Origin of the sequence: Thalassotalea sp. G20_0 (genome assembly GCF_017744175.1) — a bacterium.
GTDB lineage: Bacteria > Pseudomonadota > Gammaproteobacteria > Pseudomonadales > Endozoicomonadaceae > Endozoicomonas.
Window position 1 is genome coordinate 15,228 of sequence record NZ_JAGHQV010000032.1, and the last position, 21,985, is coordinate 37,212.

The following is a 21,985-nucleotide window of genomic DNA, read 5'->3' on the forward strand; positions in this document are numbered from 1 at the left end:
TGTTGCGGTGGTTCAGGTTTCACTCTCAAACAGACAGTAGTTCCAGACTATCCCGTGTGTTAGCAGGTGCATGGCAGCCAATCGCATCTTTAATCCGGGTAATGGGCCGCAGGACTAACGCTGCGCCCTTTAACCCCTGCTGATAGCCCTGGTACCACTGGTAGCTGGCATACAGCAAAATGCCGCCAGCGAGAATGCCCGCGGTTACCCCTCCGGCCAGGGCAGGCAACGGAATACCGGCATCAACTTCGTCGGTGTTAAGGGGGAATCCAGTATTGCTGTTATCGGTTGCGTTAACCGATGAAGAAGCCGGAGAACTGGACAGATTCGTCGGTAACGATGTTTTTGCGCTCGGTGAGTCGTTCAGGCAGTTTGTCTCAGCGCAACCAGAGTTCTCCAGCCTGGTTATACCATCAGCCGAACTGGTCAGATTGGTATTACAGGCAAAGGTGCGAGGAAATTCATCAGTCGTGTTGCCAGCGGCTATCCCTGCCCGAAAGCCCCGGATGTCACTGTTGCAGGCAGTGGTATCGTTAATAACTGAGCACCCCCGATTTTTCAAGCCGACGCCCACTGCGGCATAACCTCCGCTTTCGTCAGCCGATATCCGGCAATCAATGGCGGTTGTCTGGCTAATCGTTGTGTCACCCCAGTAGTAACACTCAGCCGTAGCAATCGCTGCAGCGGTGATATTACGTGAGTTACGTGAGTGCTGCCTGGCTGTGATGGTTATATTATTGGCAACGGTGTTACGGATCGTGCAACCATCGGCGTGGGCAGAGGCAACGGCTACGATACCTTTGGAGGACAGTTCAGAATGCTCAGCCAGCGTATTTTTGATTGTGCTCGATTCACAGGTTGCGGTTACGATTCCTGTACGGGGTGGGTCCATCGTACGACCCTGGTACCCTTCGGATTTCAGGTGGTTATTGATCGCGGTGGTATCGCGAATACTGCATCCCAACGCACCGGCAACAATGACCGCAATCTTTGGGTGACTTATGTCGTTTCTCTGCACCTGCAGGGTGTTATTGATGGCACGGGTACCCTCGATCGTTGTTTCTCTCGCATGCCCTGCGACACCTCCTGCAACGACAACTCTCGTGTTGGCTACCAGCTGGTTATTGGTGAGGCTTGAGTTCCTTACAGTGACTTTGCTGTACATTTCTCCAGCCATCAGGCCAGCGGTTAAAAAACGACTGTTGCTGTCTGTGTTACCTGTTGTGAGTCGGCAATTGTCAATCTCGTTGTTGTCCATAGAGACAGCTCCAAGAGCATATCCGGTCAATATTCCTAAAACAGCATGGCGGTAACCGTCTATATCTGCATTCATATTCGAGTACCGGACCAGGTTACCTTCCAGTTTTGCGTTATCCCTGATCTCCCCCGCCAGCATGCCCAGATTAACTGGACCTCTGGCTTGCTGCAGCTTGACATCAGAATATTCCACGGTGTTATTTTTCAACAGCGCGTGTCCGCTGGCTTCACAGGCAACAACGCCCTTATTACCGGCAAAACGCCCGTCATTTATAGTTATATGGGCTTTTTGGACCACCAGGTCACGTACTATTCCTCCGTAGTCAACCTGCAAAAAGAGACAGCTATTCAGGTTGCTAATGCTCTTGCCGTTACCGTTGTACTCACCAGTGAAGTTCAGGATGGGCGAGTGGTTACCGGCATCAATATCAGCGGTCTGTACATACTGACCATTAGATGGATAGCATGGATGATCCTCCCTGCCGATTTTGGCCAGATCAGCCTCACTCTGAACCGGAATCTGCTCACCTCTGCAGCCTGGCGGAACGGTTGAAGCAGCAGTGCCGGGCGGTTCTTTACTGGTTTGGGGATTGCGATCTTGCGGCGTCTGGCCCCAACACCCCGGCAGGCTGGCCAGTGCCAGACAGGCCATGGCCACCTGGTTAATGGTATTGAGATAACTATTGGCGGGGATGGCTTTCTGGACCAGGCGCAGGGCCAGCTCTTTAGGTTGAATCTTCAGCTGTATCCACGGACTATCTGGCTGAACTGGCCGTTGTCCGGGGTCAAAGTCAGGATGAAAAGATTGAGCCACCGTCTTACTGACATTCCAGAAGCCCGGCCAGCCTGAACTTTGCTCCGGGCTATGACCGCCATCCGTGGCAGTGGAATCAGACGACGGCGTCATAGTTACGCAGGAAGTGAGTACAGGGGTCATTGCATTGCTTCCGGGTTTACAGGATTCGGAATACAAATGTAGATTTAACCAGGAATGATTATTCTCTATTTTTAACAGTACCGGGATTACTGAGCGGTCTTGCCAGAAATGTTCCGGGCTGACAGCGTTTGCTGCCAGCCGGAAGGAAGGGAATATCAGAACTGTTTGAGAATCTGCTCAACACTGTCGGTGGCATCACCAAACAGCATACGGCTGTTGTCGCGGAAAAACAGTGGATTCTGAACACCCGCATAACCGGTAGCCATCGAGCGTTTGAAGACGATCACTTCTCCGGCTTCCCAGACCCGCAATACCGGCATGCCGGCAATGGGGCTGTTGGGATCTTCGGCCGCCGCCGGGTTCACCGTGTCGTTGGCACCGATCACCAGAACCGTATCGGTATCGGCAAAGTCATCGTTGATTTCATCCATCTCTTCCACGATGTCATAAGGCACCTTTGCCTCTGCCAGCAATACATTCATATGGCCCGGCAGACGACCGGCCACCGGGTGGATACCAAAACGGACTTTGATCCCACGGTCCCGCAGCTTCTTGACCAGATCACGAACCGGGTGCTGAGCCTGGGCAACCGCCATACCATAGCCAGGCGTGATAATGACACTGGCGGAGTTCTTTAGCTGTTCCGCAACGTCTTCTACGCTGACTTCCGTATACTCACCCTGATCACCACCCTCGACGATTGTCCCCTCTTCGGTACCAAAGCCACCCAGAATCACCGAAATAAACGAACGATTCATGGCTGTGCACATCAGGTAAGAGAGGATGGCACCGGAAGAACCCACCATGGCACCGGTAATGATCAGCAGGTTGTTGCCCAGCATAAAGCCAGTCATGGCCGCCGCCAGACCTGAGTAAGCGTTCAGCATGGAGACCACCACCGGCATATCGGCACCGCCGATACCCAGCACCAGGGTGATACCAAAGGCAAATGCCAGCAGGGTGACCAGCACCAGGGCCAGGATACTGTGCTGCTGTACATAGACAACACCCATCAACACCGCCAGGCCAAGGATAGCCAGGTTGGTCCAGTGCTTACCGGGCAGTGATACCGGACGGCTGGAAATCTTGCCATGAAGCTTCATCGCCGCCACCACTGAGCCACTGAACGTCACTGCACCAATAATAATCCCGATAAAGATTTCCGAGCTGTGAATCAACTGCTCAGCGGACATAACCAGGTCTTTCAACTGACCAGCCAGTGAGTCATTGACTTCCAGCGCACTGGCAAAACCAATCAGTACCGCCGCCAGACCACCAAAGCCGTTCAGAATGGCCACCAGCTGTGGCATCTCCGTCATCTGAACCTTAAGCGCCAGGTAAAGGCCAACACCCGCACCCACCATCATGCAGAGCGTTACCAAAGTAATACCGGCAATATGGGCATGGGCCAGGGTGGCCAGAACGGCCACCACCATCCCGGTGATGCCATAGATATTGCCGTTTTTTGCCGTATCCTGTCGACTAAGCCCGGCAAGGCTCATAACAAACATTAATGCAGCGACCAGATAAGCCGCTACCAGTAATCCTTCAGACATTGCGAGCGACTCCTGTTAATCCAGACGGAACATCTTGAGCATCCGCTGGGTAACAGCGAATCCACCAACAATATTGATAACAGCGACCGTGATGGCGATACCCGACAGTGCAAGTACAATATTGTTGTCACTGCCCATCTGGACCAGACCACCAACCACCACAATGCCGCTGATGGCATTGGTAACACTCATCAATGGCGTATGCAGCGCAGACGTCACATTCCAGATAACGTAATAGCCGACGATGGAAGCGAGGACAAAAACGGTGAAATGTTCCAGGAAACTGCTGGGGGCAGAGTTAGCCACACAACCAAAGAGCACAGCGCCGATAGCCATCAGCACCGGCTTCAGCCAGGGTCTGGCCTTTGCTTCTTGTTCAGGTTCTTTGGCCACAACCGGTTCCGGCCTGGCAGCCGGGGCAGCACTGACTTTCACCGGGGGGGGTGGCCAGGTAATACTGCCGTCACGGATCACGGTCAGCCCCCGGATCACTTCATCATCAAAGTTGATATCAATCTGTCCATCCTTGTTTGGACAGAGCAGTTTCAGCAGATTCACCAGGTTAGTGCCGTACAGTTGCGATGACTGGGTAGGCAGACGACTTGGCAGATCGGTATAACCGATCACTTTTACGCCATGGGCGACAGTGATCTGGTCCTTGACGGTACATGCACAGTTACCACCGGTCTGGGCAGCCAGATCGACAATAACACTGCCGGGCTTCATGGCCTTGACCATATCTTCGGTGATCAGCTTTGGTGCCGGCTTGCCGGGAATAAGCGCTGTGGTGATGATGATATCAACGTCTCTGGCCTGCTCCATAAAGAGTGCCATCTCAGCATCAATAAACGCCTGGCTCATCTCTTTGGCATAACCATCGGAAGAGTCCTGCTCTTCTTCATAATCAAGCTCAAGGAATTCGGCCCCCATACTCTCAACCTGCTCTTTTACTTCAGGCCGGGTATCGAATGCACGCACAATGGCACCCATGCTGCCCGCTGCACCCAGGGCAGCGAGGCCAGCAACACCGGCACCAATGACCAGCACCTTGGCTGGCGGAATTTTACCGGCCGCCGTGATCTGGCCATTAAAGAAGCGGCCAAACTCGTGGGATGCCTCAACCACCGCACGATAGCCACCAATATTGGCCATTGAGCTCAGGGCATCCAGAGACTGTGAGCGCGACAGCCGCGGTACGCTGTCCATTGCCAGAATGTTCACATTACGCTGGCTGAGCTTATTCATCAGCGCTTCATTCTGGGCTGGCCAGATGAAGCTGGCCAGTGTAGCGCCATCTTTTAGCAGTGCAATTTCATCATCAATGGGCGCGTTCACCTTGAGAATAATGTCTGAATTCCAGACCTCATCACGATCAACAACCCGGGCACCAGCCTGAGTAAATGCTTCATCCCCAAAGCTCGCTTTTTCCCCTGCACCTCGTTCAACGACGACGTCAAAACCGAGCTTCTGCAACTTGCCCACTGTATCGGGCGTTGCAGCAACACGATTCTCGTTTTCCTGGACCTCTCCAGGGATCCCTATGCGCATAACGGTCACCGGAAGCTAAATTAATAGACTTTTCATTCAGTGCATCAGCACCCAGCGCTTCTGAACCGGATACAAGGAGCCAGTTCAGAGTGCTACCCCAATCAACAATGCTGGAACTTTTACTGTGAAAACGACCAAGATTCTTACCTGATTTGTACGTTGACAAGATCACAGGAACCGACAACATACGACATCATTCTCACAGCAAAAATTCAGGCATATTGAGCTGTTTCATAAGATGGAAACCCCCTACAGGCAGCCTGTCTCAGAAGCCCTTCTTATAAATCAGGGCACACATAGTAAGTGATTTTTTGACAAAGTGGTAATTAACAACACTTGCTGGCGGGATTACCTATTTACTTATAGCTCGAAAATTCTGGGCAAATGTAATAATCCACAGCCAATCTTGCACAGGCACTATCGGTCAGTGTTGAGTGATGAAATGTTAATTGTGGGTATGAAAGACGGAGAGAATCATCCCAAAAGGACAGGCAAACTGAGAAATAAGGTTGGATTTATAAGGCTACGGTTGTGTAGATCGGCTACCAGACTCCACACCCCACATTGGCCAAAGCAATGCTCTTAGGGTAGACATTAAGCGCCTACTCCCAGCTTCGGGAAGTTGAAGACGGAACCACGAAGGACACGAAGAGCACAAAGAAGAGATTTTCTTTTCCTTCGTGCTCTTCGTGTCCTTCGTGGTTCCATTCAAAAGCCATTGAAAATGGAGGGGTAAGCTTAATGTCCACCCTAAGAAGCAGTGCTCAGGGTAGTAAACACACCCTGAGCCCGTGAACACTTGTGTTTATTCCTGGTCTTCCCATTTCAGGCTGCGTTCTACGGCTTTTTTCCAGCCTTTGTACAACCCTGTGCGCTGTTCATCATCCATCACCGGAGTATAAACACGATCAACGCCTACCTTGTCCTTAAGCTCGTCGATGCTCTTCCAGAAACCAACGGCAAGACCTGCCAGATAAGCGGAACCTGCTGCTGTTGACTCCGTCACCGTTGGACGGACCACTTCCTTATTCAAAATATCTGACTGGAACTGCATCAGGAAGTTATTGGCAACAGCGCCACCATCCACACGCAGCTGTTTCATTTCGATACCGGCATCCTGCTGCATCGCTTCAATCAGATCACGGGACTGATAAGCAATGGCTTCCAGCGTGGCACGCACAATATGGTTACGGTTAGCACCACGGGTCAGACCGAAAATGGCACCACGGGCATAAGGATCCCAGTAGGGCGCTCCCAGACCAACAAAGCCCGGTACTACATATACACCATTGGTGTCTTTTACTTTGCTGGCAAAATATTCGGTATCCGCCGCATCACGGACCAGGCCAAGTTCATCACGAAGCCATTGAACAGAAGCACCACCCATAAAGACAGAACCTTCCAGGGCATAATGCACCTTGCCATCAATACCAAAGGCAATGGTCGTTAAGAGACCATTTTCAGACTTAACAGGGGCCTCACCGGTATTCATCAACAGGAAGCAGCCTGTGCCATAGGTGTTCTTGGCCATGCCTTTCTCATGGCACATCTGGCCAAACAGGGCAGCCTGCTGATCACCTGCCATACCAGCAACTGGAATCCGGGTACCACCTTTACCACCAATGTTGGTCTTGCCATACACTTCCGAGCTGGACTTCACTTCAGGCAGCATACTGCGTGGAATATCCAGCGCCTGCAAAATGGTGTCATCCCACTCCAGACGGTTGATATCAAACAGCATGGTCCGTGAAGCGTTGGTGACATCCGTCACATGGGCGCGGCCATTGGTGAGCTTCCAGGTCAGCCAGGTATCCACGGTACCGAACAACAGGTCACCTTTCTCGGCACTTTCACGCGCACCTTCGACGTTATCAAGAATCCACTTGATTTTTGTGCCAGAGAAATAGGCGTCCAGAACCAGGCCGGTGGTTTCACGGATATGGCTTTCCAGACCGGCTTTTTTTAATTGTTCGCAGATCTCCGTTGTACGACGGCATTGCCATACAATGGCGTTATAGACCGGCTGACCGGTAGTTTTATCCCAGACAACAGTGGTTTCCCGCTGATTGGTAATACCAAGAGCGGCCACCTCGTCCGGGCGAATATTGGTTTTTGCCAGCACCTCGGTCAGAACCGAACTCTGGGTCGCCCAGATCTCCATCGGGTTGTGCTCAACCCAGCCCGGTTGAGGATAATACTGGGTAAACTCCCGCTGAGAAGTACCGACGATGTCACCATCGTGGTTAAAAATAATGGCCCGTGAACTGGTTGTACCCTGATCAAGAGAAACAATGTATTTCTTTTCAGTGGTCATTCTTTTGTCCTTAATTCCTTAGCTGGCAGGGGTATCACCCCTACCTTCTCACAAAAATCGGCTAATAATCGATCAGGCGGTTCTGATTTCACAACCAGGTGTGGCGCACACAGCAGGTTCTACCTGCTTGCCCAGCACATTGATGTAAAGCCATGCGCCGGTCATGGCACCACAGATGGGAGCAACAATCGGTACCCAGAAATAGGGATTGGCTCGTGCCCCCGTCAGCGCCACTTCGCCCCAGCCGGCAAAAAATGCAAAGAGTTTCGGGCCAAAATCCCGTGCCGGGTTCATGGCAAAACCGGTCAGAGGGCCGAAAGATGCCCCGATAACTGCGATAAGAACACCGATAAGAAGGGCGGAAAGTGCGCCGTTGGAAACACCATTATTCTCATCACCAATAGCCAGAATGCCGCCCATCAGCACTGCGGTAATGACGAACTCAACAGCGAAGGCCTGCAGGTTAGTGAGTGACGAGTGTGCATAAGTGGAGAAAATACCCGCTGTGGCCAGACTCTGCTCAGAGCCACGAATCATATTATGGGCCAACTCATAATCAGCGAATAAGCCACTGTACAGGAAGTAAACCAGGGCCGCAGAGCAGAACGCACCCAGCATCTGGGCAATAATAAAGGGAATGACCTTTTGCTTGTTGAAGCCTTTAAAGACCATTAAGGCAAGCGTCACTGCCGGATTCAGGTGAGCACCGGAAATGCCGCCGGTCACATAGATGGCAATGGCAACACCAAGACCCCAGACGATGGATATTTCCCACTGACCGAAATCAACACCGGCCAGAACGAGCGCCGCTACACAACCCGCACCAAAGAAAATAAGGAGCCCGATGCCAATAAACTCGGCAAGACATTCCCCCAGCAATGATTTTCTCATAATGGCTACTTCCACCTGCTTCACGCAGATCAACAATTATTAGTTAAGGCAGTGTCGTAAATACTGAATTCAGCGAATGCCTTGTTGGCGGCGAATTTTTACAAACAACAACAAACATTATCAATCCTGAAAGATTGATATAAATCAATCAATTACCTATAAAGAAAGCCAATTGCGGGAAATACGCACAAAGCGAATCAACTAAACAACATTAATTTTCATGCACCTCATGAACTTCGATTAATCATTAACCACACCCAGAAAATTCTGATGTTCGTTTTTTGTCTGAGCGGATAACTATTCGTGTTTTTTTGTTGATTTGTGTCATTTGCTAAATATTGCCGTTTATTTATAGTGCGCGCCGCGAACATAAACGAACATGTAAGAGCAAATTCAATGAGGCAGATAGAGACCGACGTTGTCATCATCGGCGGGGGCGCGACCGGAGCGGGCGTTCTTCGCGACTGTGCGCAACGGGGAATGCGTGCAATCCTGGTCGAAAAGGATGATATCGCCAACGGCACTACCGGGCGTAACCACGGTCTGCTCCATTCCGGTGCCCGCTACGCAGTGACCGACCCTCACTCTGCCATTGAATGCATCCGTGAAAACCAGATTCTGAGGAAAGTGGCCAGCCACTGTATCGAAGAGACCGGTGGGCTGTTCATCACCCTGCCTGAGGACGAACTCTCCTTTCAGGAAACATTCATTACCGCCTGTACATCTGCGGGTATACAGGCAGAGGCATTAACACCTGCAGATGCCCTGCGCATTGAGCCAAATGTGAACCCCGGGCTACTGGGCGCTGTGCGTGTTCCAGACGGTACCGTAGACCCTTTTCGTTTAACCGCTGCCAATATTCTTGATGCAGAAGAATACGGTGGTCGTCTGCTCAGCTATACCAAAGTCGTTGGCCTGATCATCAACAATGGCCGGGTACGGGGGGTACACTGTATCAAGGTGAAAACTGGTGAGAAAGTGGATATTCATGCCCAGCAGGTGGTGAATGCTGCCGGTATCTGGGGCCAGCAGATTATTGAATACGCAGACCTGGCCATTCGTATGTTCCCGGCTAAAGGTTCGTTATTGATTGTTGATTACCGCATTAATGGCATGGTGATTAACCGTTGTCGTAAACCCTCCGATGCCGACATTCTGGTACCCGGGGACACCATCTCTCTGATTGGTACCACCTCGGAGAAAATCCCCTACCGGGACATCGAGAACATCCGGGTGACCCCCGACGAGGTTGACGTACTGTTAGCTGAGGGCGAGAAACTCTGTCCGATCATGGCCAGGACCCGTGTACTTCGTGCCTATTGCGGTGTTCGCCCGCTGATCTCTCTGGGGGATGACCCATCGGGTCGAAATATCAGCCGGGGGATTGTCTTGCTTGACCACGGTGAAACGGATGCCTTGCCGGGTCTTATTACCATTACCGGCGGAAAGCTGATGACCTACCGGCTGATGGCGGAAATGGCAACGGATGCGGTGGCAAAAAACCTGGGCAACAGCAAACCCTGTGTCACAGCTATACGACCACTGCCCGGAGCTAATGGCAAACACAGCGATATTTACGCCCCTCAGGTTTCTATCCCGGTATCAGGCTCAGCCAAGTACCGCCATGGAGAAAGAGCGGCAAAGTTTCTTGCCAACGACAAAAAGCAGAATGCGGTTATCTGTGAGTGCGAAATGGTCACTCGCGGTGAAATTGAATACGCCGTCCATAATCTCAATGCCAGAGACCTGGTTGACCTTCGTCGTCGGACTCGCATTGGCATGGGGCCTTGCCAGGGAAAAATGTGTGCCTGTCGGGCGGCCGGTATTGTCAGCGAAATAACGCACGACGATAACGGTAAACAAGCGCTGCACAGCGTAGGTGAGTTTATGCAGGAACGCTGGAAGGGAGTCAGGCCGGTGCTGTGGGGTGATGCGATGCGCGAAGCCGATTTGAGCTACTGGCTGTACAACAACCTTCTGGGCTACAGCCAGCTGGAACCCAGTGATCCGGATTCCCACAGTGTCAATCCTGGCGAAGCTGCTGTGCTCCGCGGGGAAGAGTCAAAGGAAGAGGTAGGCCCATGAACTACGACGTTATTGTGATTGGCGGAGGCCTTGCGGGTTTAACCGGCGCAATCCGCTGCGCAGAAGCAGGCTTGAAAACCGTTGTGATCAGTGCTGGAGAGAGCGCCCTGGCCTTTGCCTCCGGTGCTATCGATGTGTTTGGCATTGAACAAGATAATTCTTTCGTGGAATGTCCATTTGCAGCAATCCGTCACCTGCCATCCACCCATCCCTACCAGAAAGTGGGAGCAGCATCTTTACAGCAGGGATTGACATTTTTTACCGAACAAATGGCAGCAGCTGGCATCCAATTGAGCAATTTTGGCCAGCAGAACCATGGTCGTCTGACAGCACTGGGGGCCATTCGCCCAGCCTGGTTGAGCCAGGAAGGTGCTGGCAGCCTGCCGTTGCTGGCTCCTGCCGAAGGCATACGTCGTGTTGCCATCATCAATATTGCAGGCTTTCGTGACTTCCAGCCGGCACTGATGGCCGCAGGTATGAAGCGACATCCCGGATTCTCTGAGGCAGAGTTCATACTGGCGGATATCAAAACAGCAACCCTGAACATTAACACCAGAAATGCCTATGAGCTGCGCTCTCTGGAGTTAGCCCGAACCCTTAAGCGTGACCTGTTCAGCCAGCCTAATGGTATAAACATATTGTCGTCTGCTTTACAGAAGGCAGCCGGTAATGCTGATCTGGTGGTTATACCCTCCGTCCTCGCTGTAGAAGGTGGTAATGAGCTGATCCGTCAACTTGAAACACTGACCGGCCTGCGTATTTGTGAAGTCGCAACCTTGCCGCCATCACTCCCCGGAATGCGCATGGCCTCTGCCCTGAAGCAGCGATTCCGGCAGTTGGGCGGTATGTTCCTGGAAGGTGACCAGGTGCTTTGTGGTTGCTTTGCAGAAAACCGACTGTGCTCGGTGAAGACCAGACTGAACCCCGATATGCCCATATCCGCCAGCCACTTTATTCTGGCAACCGGCAGCTTTTTCAGCCAGGGGCTGGCCAGTGACCGCCATCATCTGTCCGAGCCGGTTTTTGGCCTTGATGTTGATGCACCGGACAGTAGAGATCAGTGGTCAGATCATCGTTTTATGGATGGTAAGCCGCATAATCTCAGCCACTTCGGTATTAACACCAGTGAACAGTTAAACCCGTACCGGAAAGGTCAGAAAATCCATAATCTTTACTGCGCAGGTGCGGTGCTCAATGGTTTCAATCCGGTTCAGGAAGCCAGTTCGGGTGGGGTAGCCATCAGCACCGGCTGGTTTGCTGCAAACAGGATTATTGCAATGATGCCTCAGGCGGAAGAAACATGCTGAACACCATTGATACCAGCTTTGACAGCTGCATTAAATGCACCGTCTGCACAACCCGCTGTCCGGTCGCTGAAGTAAACCCGGACTACCCTGGCCCCAAACAGGCAGGCCCGGACGGGGAGCGTTTACGCATCAAAAACCCGGCACTGTATGATGAAGCATTGCAACACTGCACCAACTGCAAACGCTGTGAAGTTGCCTGTCCGTCGGGTGTTCATGTAGGTACGGTTATTCAACTGGCCAAAGCCCGGCATGGCGGTTTCAAAAAAGGCCCCCGGGAATTTATTCTCAGCCACACCGATATGATGGGGTCACTTTCTACCCCTGCGGCACCTGTCGTCAACATCGCCACACAGCTGAAACCCGTTAAAAAGCTGCTGGATAAAGTGTTTGGAATTGATCAACGACAGACCCTGCCAAAATACACCCATCAAACATTTCGTCGCTGGTTTCAACAGCAGAAGGCGCAGCAGAACCGCTTCGATCGTAAAATCAGTTTCTTCCACGGTTGTTTCACTAACTACAATGACCCCTCCGTTGGCAAACACCTGGTCGCAGTCCTGAATGCCATGAATATCGGTGTCACGCTGTTAAAGAAAGAAAAGTGCTGTGGTGTGCCACTGATAGCCAATGGCTTCTTCGATAAAGCCCGCAAAAATGCCGAACTGAATATGGGGCAGTTTGCCGACTCATTAGCGGACAGTGAATGTGTACTGGCAACAGAACCCAGCTGTGCCATGACACTTCGGGACGAATACCCGGAAGTGCTTCATGTGGATAACCACGCCATCAAAGAACGTATTCTGTTTGCCTCTGCGTTTATTACCAGGGAATTTGCCAAAGGCAATAAGCCGGATATGACGCCCGTTAACCTGAGGGTTGCCTATCACAGCCCCTGCCACCTGATCAAACAGGGTGGCGTGATTCACACCATGGAACTGTTAAACAGTATTCCCGGGCTGGAGGTGATCATGCTGGACCAGAAGTGCTGCGGAATGTCGGGTACCTACGGTTTTAAAAAAGAGAACTATCAAACCTCTCAGAACATTGGCCAGGGTGTCTTTGATCAGATCGAAGCGCTTAATGTGGATTATGTGGTCACTGACTGCGAGTCCTGCAAGATGCAGATAGAAATGAACACCGCTCATAAAGTGCTGCACCCGTTGACCCTCATGGCACAGTCATTAGCATGAGAATTCAAAACTTATGGACGTTCACAAAACGACAAAGCTTGTGCATAAACAGCAACAGATCCCACAGAGCCGACGCCATGAAATGATCATCACCCTGCTCAGGCAGGAAGGCTTTGTGACCACTGAAGCTCTGGTGCAACATTTTAACTGGAGCAGCTCAAGCCAGGAGGCTGTCCGAGAATAGCGCCCGTAGCGAGGATGGCAGAAAATTGAGGATAAAAAGTCGGAAATTTTTAGACCAATTTGCTGCCACCGCAGTAGGGCAGTCTATTCTCGGTCAGCCTCCCAGGGCAGACAACGCTGGTTGTCTGCTAATAAGTTGCCTTGGGATATACTCCCCCAAATAAGCCAGCGCAGCATTGACCCCCTCACGGGCCATAACATCAGTGATATTGCCATACTCCTGATGGGATATTGAATAAACCTTGTCCGCTATTTGCAGCGCAATGGCAAAAATATTGAACCCGGCTGGCAGGGGTGGCAGCTGGTAATACGCTTCGTGACATTTCCGGATTCGACAACCCAGCATATCGTCATGCTGATAGTCAGCATGTAGCAGGGCACCGGGTGTGTACTGTCCAAGAATCAGGTCCCGAACGTATTTGTGCTGTCGGTAGTAGCTCACATACCTGACCTGAAGTTGTCGCATGATATCTGTCCAGTGATGAATTGCACTCTCATCAAGGGGCTGATCCAGAATCGCTTCAAAATCGGTAAAAATGTCCTCCAGTAATGCTTCCAGTATTGCGTCTACTTTGGGGAAAAAGTGATAAACAGAGGATGGAGGCATCCCGGCTTTTTCCGCTACCTGGTACAGTGAAAGTTCATTAATAGCGTTCTCTTCCAACAGTTCCCGGGCAACCGTGAGAATGGTACTTCTCCGCTCAAGACTTCTGGCCTGAGTCTTGCGGGATACTTTGCGCTGTTTGCTTACGACTTCTGTCATGGGAATTCATGCATGAGGAGGGGAGAGTCTGGTATCGAAGTATTGTCATCCTCTTGCACCAAAGTCGCAAGAATAGGCATCACTTGAATTTGGGAACTTAATTCTGACCCGTTTGTCAAAAGACTGTCGTTTTTCAATCATGCTAACAACTGTGGTGTTCACCCTTAATCAGGAGTTTTCATGAGTAATCCCTTCCCATCACTACCATCCGACTCTCACCCTGTTGTCGGAGGTGCTATCAATCAAGTACTGCTTTCGGCAGATCAGGAGGCTTCCTGCCTTCCATCGGCAACCTTCGATTCCAGAAGCACAGCTATTGACTTGCCGGAGCCCGGGAACCTGCGGATGCGGGAGTATTCCGAGCTGGATATTTCAGATACAGAAGGGGATATTTCAGACGCAGAAAAGGAACTGCATGAACGGGCAATCACACCTCTGAAGGATCATATTCTTCAGATGATCTCCAACACTCCCGGCCTCAAGGCGAAAGCCTCCATGGCCAGAGAGGTCGTGACGCTCGTCCGGTCAATACATGAATGTGTGAAAAGTGAAATAAACATGCATCTCTCCTCGGCCTGGCCAGACCTGCAAGCAGTGTCCCGGATTGTCGGTAAGTGGCCAGAGTCCCTGAGGGAGTTGGCAGCCTATGTTCGCTATGGCTGGCCGGTTTTGACGGTTGGTATGTTTTCCAGACAGATCTTGTGCGACTTCAAGTCTGCTACCGATGTCTGTCGTTTATATCATCCTGATTACCCCCGTGCTCATCCGCGTATTCACCCTGATTTCCCCTGGCTTTTTGAACATTTTGATCCAAAGGACTGTGAGTATCTTTCTCAAGAGGAATTTCAACAATCTTTCGGTGAGTTTCCCCGGGAGATTCAGGACCTGGTTAAAAACCCGCCTCCCGATTTTCTGCGACTCAAGCCAGGCGTATATCTGGATTATCCGGTCTTCTTCCGTCTGGCCAGGGATATCTGGCTTGACGCATTACCGACTGGTAATACCGGAATCATGGACAGGGTCAGTCACTTGATCGTGTCGTTTGCCAGGCAGCAACACAGCTTTGTCGGGTATCGCCTGGATCCCTACTGGGAATCCCTGGACGACCGGCTAAGGAACATTCATTCACTGAACTATGACGATCTGTCAGTTATCGCGTTTGAGCTGGCGACGCATCCCCGGAAATGGCAGGAAAATTATCAAGTTATTTTCCGTCAGTTACTCAGCCATGGTTTTTCAAGCGAGGAAAGCCAGCTGATGAACCGCTTTGACCAGTGGGGGGCGGATACCGATTCGCAACTGAAATTCAGTCACTGGGCAGAGTCAGCGTTGATTCCGGGTATCGTCCTGACCCTGCAATTTCTGAGAGATATTGTGCAGTATATCGATGAGCATAAGAGTAAACATGTCAGCAACAAACCTTGTTTATCGATGGATATCGAAAGAGGAGATTACTTCGATAAAGATACCGGGCAGCTGCTGTCACCCATCGTTGCAGCGGATTTGAGGAATTCATCTCCCCTGGTGGAAACACGAGAGGTGCTCGCTGATTTTTTCCGTGGCAAAGCGTCACAAACTGGCACAGGAAAGCGCTAATATTCATTACGTTTTCGCTGAAGCTCTTCCGGTAAATACAAAGCAAGATATGCCCGTGCAGCCCTCCAGCCTTCCATGGCCATTGTCGGGGTGATATTGCCAAATTCCTGGTGAGACATGGCGTACACTTTGTCGGCTATTTGCAGGGCAATGGCAAAAATATTGTAGCCCCCGGGCAGCACCGGTAATTCAAAATAACGTTGATAGATACTCTCGATCTGCCTGCCCAGATCATCATCGTGCTGGTGATCTGCGGCCAGAATATCAACATGAAGATGCTGCCCGAGTATCAATGCCCGGGCCATCTCGTTTTGCTGATAATACTGCTGCATACGTGTTTCCAGAATAAAGCCAATATCACTCCAGTGGTTAATTTCCTGGTCAGGCAGAGGCCTTGAAACACACTCATCAAAGGCGTCAAATACTTCTTCAGCCAGGGCCTGCAGCAACACTTCAATCTTTGGAAAAAAATGATAAAGGGAAGAAGGTGGAATGTCTGCTTTATGGGCAATATCGTACAGTGAAAGAGTGGGGGTTGATGCTGAGGTAATCATCTCCCGGGCGACACTCAGTATTTTCCGGCGTCGCTCCAGGCTCCTGGCCTGCAAGCGCCTGCCTTTTCGGGTACCAGTTTCACTGGCCGACTTTTTAACTGGCAAGACATCCACTTAACTTCTCCTCGCGAGTCTGACGTTTGCTGAGCATCCATTCACCGACGCCTATCACCACCAAAAGGCCGAGTATTGTAGATGATGTGTGTAACAGATCATAGGCACCCAGCGGGAAAACAAAAAAGAACACAGCCATGGCCGTTAGTATCCATGGTAAAAAAGCCGCCGCCTTAACCGCCCGGGCATGACGGATCAATTGCAGCCCGGAGTTCGGGGAGAGGTCTCGCTCTTTCAACACCAGGTAAGCCGGGAACAACAACAAGTAAGGGAGTAAAAAAACCAGATTGGCAAATGAGAACAGCGACCAGTAGAGGGCGTCAGCGGAATCCGCCATGACGCCATAAAGCAAAATGGCCAGCGATGCCAGAAAACCACTCAGAACACTGGCTCCGACAGGAGTACCACAGGCTGGGTGCTCAAGACCAAACAGCGCTGGCAACTCTCCGGAATGAGCAGCTTCAGCCGCCGCGTAGTTCGCGCCAATACTCCAGGTCACCATGTTGGCAACCAGACTGAACATAATCAGCAGCCCAAGCATGATGGTAATGATGTCACTGCCCGGCAATGGTGCCACTATCTTTTCCAGTGTGGCCAACAGGCCATTGATCAAACCGATCTGTTCAACCGGCAGTGCGGCTAATATGCCGAACACAGCAAACAGGTAAAGAATGGTAATGAGCCCAACGGCCATCAGTTGAGCAAACGGCAAATCTTTGTCAGGATCTTTTATTTGATCCCCGATACAGCTAATAAGGTCGAACCCAACCAGTGAAAAGATAATGACCGGGAAAAAGCGTAAGCCATCATCAAGGCTTGGCGTCAGGGTTTGCAGGTTAATCGGATTGGCTAACCCGGAGCGATAAACCGTCATCACACCACCAATGCCAAGCAGAAAAACCACCACCATCTTACAACAGGCTCCGGCATTGGGAATCCACTTCCCGGTGTCCAGTGACAGACAACAGATCAACACCGTCAGCCAGGTGGCAACCAATGCAAACAGTATCTGGTTAGTCAGCGACATGGCTGGCCAGAACATCTGTGAGAAAACACCAGCCATCATAATAAACGTGGCAGGCATCCACAGCGCAACATTCACCCAGTACAGCCAGCTGGTGCGAGCAGACCAGTTCGCGCCAAAAGCCAGTTTCACCCAGTGAACAATGCCGCCACGGGATGGCCAGCGGGTGCCCAGCTCAATGCTGATCAAAGCGTAGGGAATGGCAAAAAAGAGAAAGGCAATCAACCACCAGGTCAGGGATTGAACCCCGATCGACGCTGCTGCTGCCAGACCGTCAATAGTCAGCACGGCACTGAGCGTAAACAGGGTAATATCTTTGCGAGTCAGGCGTCGGTGAGTATTCATGGATCACCATGCTGGTCATGTTTTTATTGAATAGTGGGCCAGATCCGTCTGGCCCGATGACTGGCTACACAGCAGGCACCTGCTGGGTAATACAGTGAATGTTACCGCCGCCAAGCAATATCTCTCTGGCATCGACACCAACCACTTCATAGCCGGGGTAGATATCTTCCAGCAATGCTTTTGCCTCTTCGTCGTAGGCGGGATCCAGCAGTGGCAAAATGATCCGCATATTGGTAATCAGGAAGTTAGCGTAGGAACCAGCCAGACGCTCACCGGCGCTGCGTTCCATGCCTTCACAGATATCGATACCACCAGCCTCATCTTCCAGGATGTAGAGTGGGCCGGGAATATGCATCTTATGAATCTTCAGCTGACGACCACGGGCGTCTGTTGCTTCAGACAGTACCCGGAAGGCTTCCTGAGAGATCTCATACTGGGGATCATTCTCATCGCTGCACCAGGAAAGAATCACTTCCCCCGGACGAACCACGTGAATCAGGTTATCCACATGCCCGTTGGTTTCATCGTTATAAAGACCCCGTGGAATCCAGATCACTTTCTCGATGTTCAGGTAGTCACCCAGAATCTCCTCAATCTCAGCCTTGCTCAGATGAGGGTTACGGCTTTCATGGAGCAGACACTCTTCAGTGGTAAACAGGGTGCCTTCACCATCGACATGAATGGAGCCACCTTCCAGAATTAATGGTGCACGGTAATGGTCATCACGGTTGATCTCGCAGATTTTCCGGGCTACCTGGTCATCCCGATCCCATGGGAAATACAGCCCGTCAATCAAGCCACCCCAGGCGTTGAATTCCCAGTCCACACCACGACGCTCACCTTTATCATTCACCACATAACTTGGGCCAATATCACGCATCCATGAATCGTTCGTGGCCATCTCCACCACACGAATATGCTCTGGCAACATTCTACGAGCATTGTCGTACTGTGCGGCAGACACTGCCATGGTCACAGGCGTCACTTCGGCAATGGCTTTGGCAACATTGACGAATACCTGCTGTGCTGGCTTACCGCCGTAACGCCAGTTATCAGTCCGCTCTGGCCATGCCATCCACATTTCTTCATGGGGCTCATGCTCACCAGGCATGCGAAAACCGTCGTGTTTTGGAGTACTTTCCAGGGACTTGCTCATTTGTCTTTTCCTTACTGCTTTATTGTTACAACAATTGAGTCATTAAACATTGGTTTGCTCAGGCGGTGGCCACTTGCATGCGTCTGGTTGCTGTGCTCAGTATCCATTCACCAATACCAATCGTGATGGCGATACCCAGGGCAACAGGCAGAGAGTAATTCCAGTCAACATTGCCATTGCCAATGTCCGGGAAGACAAAGAGAACAACGGCCTGAACAATAAACAGGAAGCAGATGGTGCTGAGTACGGCCTGAACGGCTGTGCTTCCCGGTACTTTGTAAGGGCGCTCTCTGTGAGGATCGCTGATACGCAGTTTGAAGAACGCCGGGAACATAAACAGATAAGGCAGCAGAAAGATGCAGGACGAGAAGGCAAAGATTGACCAGAACAGCTCGTCACTTTCACCGGAAGTCAGGCCATAGAGCAGGATAACCACGGTAGATACCATGCCGGTAATCATGTTCGCACCCACCGGGGTTTTGTGTACCGGATGCTCTTTAGCGACAAATTCCGGAAGTTCTCCCGCTTGCGCCGCTTCCATGGCAGCACGGCTGGCACCCATCGTCCAGGTGGTCATATTGGCAATGAACGTCAACAGCGCCAGTGAACCAATGCCGTATACCATGAATTGGCCAAAAGCACCGTCACCAAACAGAGTTCTCAAAGTGGAGACAATACCGGCAACCAGACCAATCTCTTCTACTGGCAATGCCAGCAAAATGCCCAGGGTTCCGAAGACATAAAGCCCGGTGACAATGGCTGCGGAAATCAGAATGGATTTGGGAATATCCCGGCGTGGGTTTTTGATTTCCGAGCCCATGCAGGCAATCAGCTCAAAGCCCATCAGGTTGAAGATAATAACCGGCAGGAAACCAAGGCCTGAATCAATAGAGGGCATCATTGAACTCAGGGTAAATTCATTGGCGACACCGTTCTGGCTGGCATACCAGAAGCCGCCGACACCCAGAACCACAATAACAGTAACCTTGAACAGCGCCCCAAGGTTGGTTACCCAGACACCGGCATCCACAGAGATATTACAGATCCAGATAGTCAGCCAGGTCAGGCCAATACAGATAAGGATTTGCCACCAGAGCCCAAGGTCCGGAAAGAACATCTCGGCAAACATACCGGCAAACATAATGTATACCGCAGGCATCCAGAGCCCAACGTTAATCCAGTAGAACCAGGTGGTTCTTACTGCCCACTTGAAGCCAAAGGCTTTTTTTACCCAGTCGTATATTCCGCCGTCTCCGGGATAGGTTGTGCCAAGTTCTGATGAGATAAGGCCGTAGGGAATCACAAAAAGAACCAGCGTAATAAGCCACCAGACGATCGATGATGGACCGATTGACGCACTGGCCGTCAGCCCGTCAACCACCAGTACAGCGCAGACGCTGAACAGGGTCAGGCTGGGCAACCCCATTTTCCCCGTTGCTTCATTGGACATAATTGTTTCCCCTTTAAGGCAGCTATTGGCCGCTTATTATTCAATCCGGCAGTCAGTTACCGGGATCAGCCAGCTTTCTGAATGCGGGATCAGCAAAACATCGATTTATTTTCAGCTTTATAAACATGATAAATATCGGTTTATTTTTGATATTGATCTAAATCATTTATTTATTCTTATTTGTTGTGAAATTTAAAAAAACGCTGCCCGCTTCCCGCTGCCCGAAAAAGACAGGCCGCTTTTTAGGTGGCAGTTTGCAGGTGTCCGGCGGCGGGTGGTGACCTTAACAAGTCTCAGTCAAATGTGGAACTTATTCCCAGGTGTTTTTTTCGTGAGATTCAGTCCTGGGCGTGTCTGCTATTTATGCAAAAAATTTCATCAGAATTAAAAATAAGATCAATATTTATCAATATTGATCTGAATCAATGCTGATAAATATCGGGATTTTATAGTGTACCCAACGACGAGAGCACAGACGACAACAGTGCTCCTAATGCATCAGTTTCCAAGACCTGCTGATGGAGACACCATCAGTTCCAAGAAAAGTCAGTTGCACTGCTCTGGGCAAACAGGGCGTGCACTCCATAAAGACCAGGAGTATTACCATGAAACTGCCATCTTCCAGTGCTACTAACCTGCACAAGCCAGAACTGAAGCACTTCCTGAAAACTCAGGATTACACCCGTCAAGACCTGGAAGGCATTCTGGAGTTGATGAGCCTGCTTAAAGAAGCCCGTAAGGCGAATGCAGTTCCACAACTGTTCAAAGGCAAGTCCGTTGCCATGATTTTTGAGCAGCCATCCACCCGTACCCGTGTTTCCTTTGAAACTGCGGCCACCATCCTTGGCGGACATGGATTGTTCCTGTCACCAAAAGATATCCACCTGGGTGCGAAAGAGAGCCTGGCAGACACTGGTCGTGTACTTTCCCGTATGTGTGACGTTATCCTGGCCCGTGTAGATGACCATAAAACGGTCGAAGGCCTGGCTGAACACGCCTCTGTTCCGGTTATCAATGGTCTCTGTGACTGGCTGCACCCAACCCAGATGATGGCTGACCTGTTCACCATGATGGAACACCTGCCTGAAGGCAAGAAAATGGACGATCTGACCGTTGCCTTCGTTGGTGATGCCACTAACGTCTGCTCCGACCTGATGTTCTGCTGCACCAAATTTGGCATGCACTTCAAACACATTGGCCCTGAAAAGTATCAGGCTCCTCAGCTGTGGCAGGATATCGCCAAAGAAAACTGCGAAATTTACGGTGGTCGCCTCACCGTGACTGACGACACCAACGAAGTAGAAGGCTGTGACATTATTGTTGCTGACAGCTTCTACTGGTTCGGTCAGGAAGCTGAAAAAGAAGAGCGTTTGGCTACCTTCATCCCCAACTATGTGGTGACTGAAGAGATGATGGCCAGAGCCGGTGAAAATGCCATGTTCATGCACTGCCTGCCTGCCAATGACCAACGCGAGTGCACCAGGGAAGTCATGGATGGACCACGCTCCGTGATCTTTGACGAAGCAGAAAACCGCCTGACCGCACAGATGGCCCTGCTGGTTTACCTGACTCATAAGCATATTGAAGTGCCAACTGAAGAAACGCTGGCTTACCATCAGGATCGTATCGAAACCTTCCTCAGCCGATTCTAATCAACCGTTTTGGTGGCCCGACTTCGGGCTGCCATTTTTGTTTCTGATTCAACCTCAATAAAT

Annotated in this window: 16 protein-coding genes; 6 read left to right on the forward strand and 10 right to left on the reverse strand. The window is 51.0% G+C overall.

Annotated elements, in window-relative coordinates; translation table 11 throughout:
* Nucleotides 1–25 precede the first annotated feature (25 nt).
* The 5 genes from J7438_RS17495 to J7438_RS17515 all read right to left on the reverse strand — a co-directional run bounded on the left by J7438_RS17495 (nucleotide 26) and on the right by J7438_RS17515 (nucleotide 8,503).
* The gene (locus J7438_RS17495; RefSeq protein WP_209277566.1) at nucleotides 26–2,194 is read right to left on the reverse strand and encodes a hypothetical protein; all 2,169 of its coding nucleotides are present in this window, start codon (nucleotides 2,192–2,194) and stop codon (nucleotides 26–28) included.
* A 155-nt stretch (nucleotides 2,195–2,349) separates the two neighbouring features.
* Nucleotides 2,350–3,750, reverse strand: a complete 1,401-nt coding sequence (pntB, locus tag J7438_RS17500; protein WP_209277567.1) for a Re/Si-specific NAD(P)(+) transhydrogenase subunit beta — start codon at nucleotides 3,748–3,750, stop codon at nucleotides 2,350–2,352.
* Nucleotides 3,751–3,765: 15 nt separating this feature from the next.
* Nucleotides 3,766–5,298 (reverse strand): Re/Si-specific NAD(P)(+) transhydrogenase subunit alpha, encoded by a 1,533-nt coding sequence (locus J7438_RS17505; RefSeq protein ID WP_209277568.1) that lies wholly within the window; start codon nucleotides 5,296–5,298, stop codon nucleotides 3,766–3,768.
* A gap of 805 nt (nucleotides 5,299–6,103) precedes the next feature.
* The gene (gene glpK / locus J7438_RS17510) at nucleotides 6,104–7,612 is read right to left on the reverse strand and encodes a glycerol kinase GlpK (protein ID WP_209277569.1); all 1,509 of its coding nucleotides are present in this window, start codon (nucleotides 7,610–7,612) and stop codon (nucleotides 6,104–6,106) included.
* A gap of 72 nt (nucleotides 7,613–7,684) precedes the next feature.
* Nucleotides 7,685–8,503 carry an MIP/aquaporin family protein gene (locus J7438_RS17515; RefSeq protein WP_209277570.1) on the reverse strand — a complete coding sequence of 273 codons (819 nt, stop codon included), beginning with the start codon at nucleotides 8,501–8,503 and terminating at the stop codon, nucleotides 7,685–7,687.
* 396 nt (nucleotides 8,504–8,899) lie between these two features.
* Here J7438_RS17515 and glpA point away from each other — a divergent pair, with 396 nt between their 5' ends.
* The 4 genes from glpA to J7438_RS28400 all read left to right on the forward strand — a co-directional run bounded on the left by glpA (nucleotide 8,900) and on the right by J7438_RS28400 (nucleotide 13,269).
* On the forward strand, nucleotides 8,900–10,588 hold the full coding sequence (gene glpA / locus J7438_RS17520; RefSeq protein ID WP_209277571.1) for an anaerobic glycerol-3-phosphate dehydrogenase subunit A: 1,689 nt from the start codon (nucleotides 8,900–8,902) through the stop codon (nucleotides 10,586–10,588).
* Nucleotides 10,585–11,895 (forward strand): glycerol-3-phosphate dehydrogenase subunit GlpB, encoded by a 1,311-nt coding sequence (glpB, locus tag J7438_RS17525; RefSeq protein WP_209277572.1) that lies wholly within the window; start codon nucleotides 10,585–10,587, stop codon nucleotides 11,893–11,895. The genes glpA and glpB overlap by 4 nt, the downstream gene beginning before the upstream one ends.
* Nucleotides 11,889–13,085: an anaerobic glycerol-3-phosphate dehydrogenase subunit GlpC gene (glpC, locus tag J7438_RS17530; RefSeq protein WP_286196674.1), complete on the forward strand. Its 1,197-nt coding sequence runs from the start codon at nucleotides 11,889–11,891 to the stop codon at nucleotides 13,083–13,085. Before glpB ends, glpC begins: the two co-directional genes overlap by 7 nt.
* Nucleotides 13,086–13,167: 82 nt before the next feature.
* Nucleotides 13,168–13,269 (forward strand): DeoR family transcriptional regulator, encoded by a 102-nt coding sequence (locus tag J7438_RS28400; RefSeq protein WP_353620154.1) that lies wholly within the window; start codon nucleotides 13,168–13,170, stop codon nucleotides 13,267–13,269.
* Nucleotides 13,270–13,362: 93 nt separating this feature from the next.
* Here the strand turns inward: J7438_RS28400 and J7438_RS17540 are convergent, their stop codons facing one another.
* The gene (locus J7438_RS17540) at nucleotides 13,363–14,031 is read right to left on the reverse strand and encodes a TetR/AcrR family transcriptional regulator (protein ID WP_209277573.1); all 669 of its coding nucleotides are present in this window, start codon (nucleotides 14,029–14,031) and stop codon (nucleotides 13,363–13,365) included.
* Between the two features lie 180 nt (nucleotides 14,032–14,211).
* On the opposite strand from J7438_RS17540, the gene J7438_RS17545 reads away from it, so the two are divergent.
* Complete coding sequence (locus J7438_RS17545) at nucleotides 14,212–15,627, forward strand: hypothetical protein (protein ID WP_209277574.1); 1,416 nt, start codon at nucleotides 14,212–14,214, stop codon at nucleotides 15,625–15,627.
* On the opposite strand, the gene J7438_RS17550 is transcribed toward J7438_RS17545, so the two are convergent.
* The 4 genes from J7438_RS17550 to J7438_RS17565 all read right to left on the reverse strand — a co-directional run bounded on the left by J7438_RS17550 (nucleotide 15,624) and on the right by J7438_RS17565 (nucleotide 20,270).
* Nucleotides 15,624–16,295: a TetR/AcrR family transcriptional regulator gene (locus tag J7438_RS17550; protein WP_209277575.1), complete on the reverse strand. Its 672-nt coding sequence runs from the start codon at nucleotides 16,293–16,295 to the stop codon at nucleotides 15,624–15,626. The genes J7438_RS17545 and J7438_RS17550 overlap by 4 nt on opposite strands.
* The gene (locus tag J7438_RS17555) at nucleotides 16,276–17,664 is read right to left on the reverse strand and encodes an APC family permease (RefSeq protein WP_209277576.1); all 1,389 of its coding nucleotides are present in this window, start codon (nucleotides 17,662–17,664) and stop codon (nucleotides 16,276–16,278) included. The genes J7438_RS17550 and J7438_RS17555 overlap by 20 nt, the downstream gene beginning before the upstream one ends.
* A 64-nt stretch (nucleotides 17,665–17,728) precedes the next feature.
* Nucleotides 17,729–18,820 (reverse strand): agmatine deiminase, encoded by a 1,092-nt coding sequence (aguA, locus tag J7438_RS17560; protein ID WP_209277577.1) that lies wholly within the window; start codon nucleotides 18,818–18,820, stop codon nucleotides 17,729–17,731.
* A gap of 58 nt (nucleotides 18,821–18,878) precedes the next feature.
* Nucleotides 18,879–20,270 carry an APC family permease gene (locus J7438_RS17565; RefSeq protein WP_209202960.1) on the reverse strand — a complete coding sequence of 464 codons (1,392 nt, stop codon included), beginning with the start codon at nucleotides 20,268–20,270 and terminating at the stop codon, nucleotides 18,879–18,881.
* A 605-nt stretch (nucleotides 20,271–20,875) separates the two neighbouring features.
* On the opposite strand from J7438_RS17565, the gene ptcA reads away from it, so the two are divergent.
* Complete coding sequence (gene ptcA, locus J7438_RS17570; RefSeq protein WP_209277578.1) at nucleotides 20,876–21,922, forward strand: putrescine carbamoyltransferase; 1,047 nt, start codon at nucleotides 20,876–20,878, stop codon at nucleotides 21,920–21,922.
* The last annotated feature ends 63 nt before the right edge of the window (nucleotides 21,923–21,985 follow it).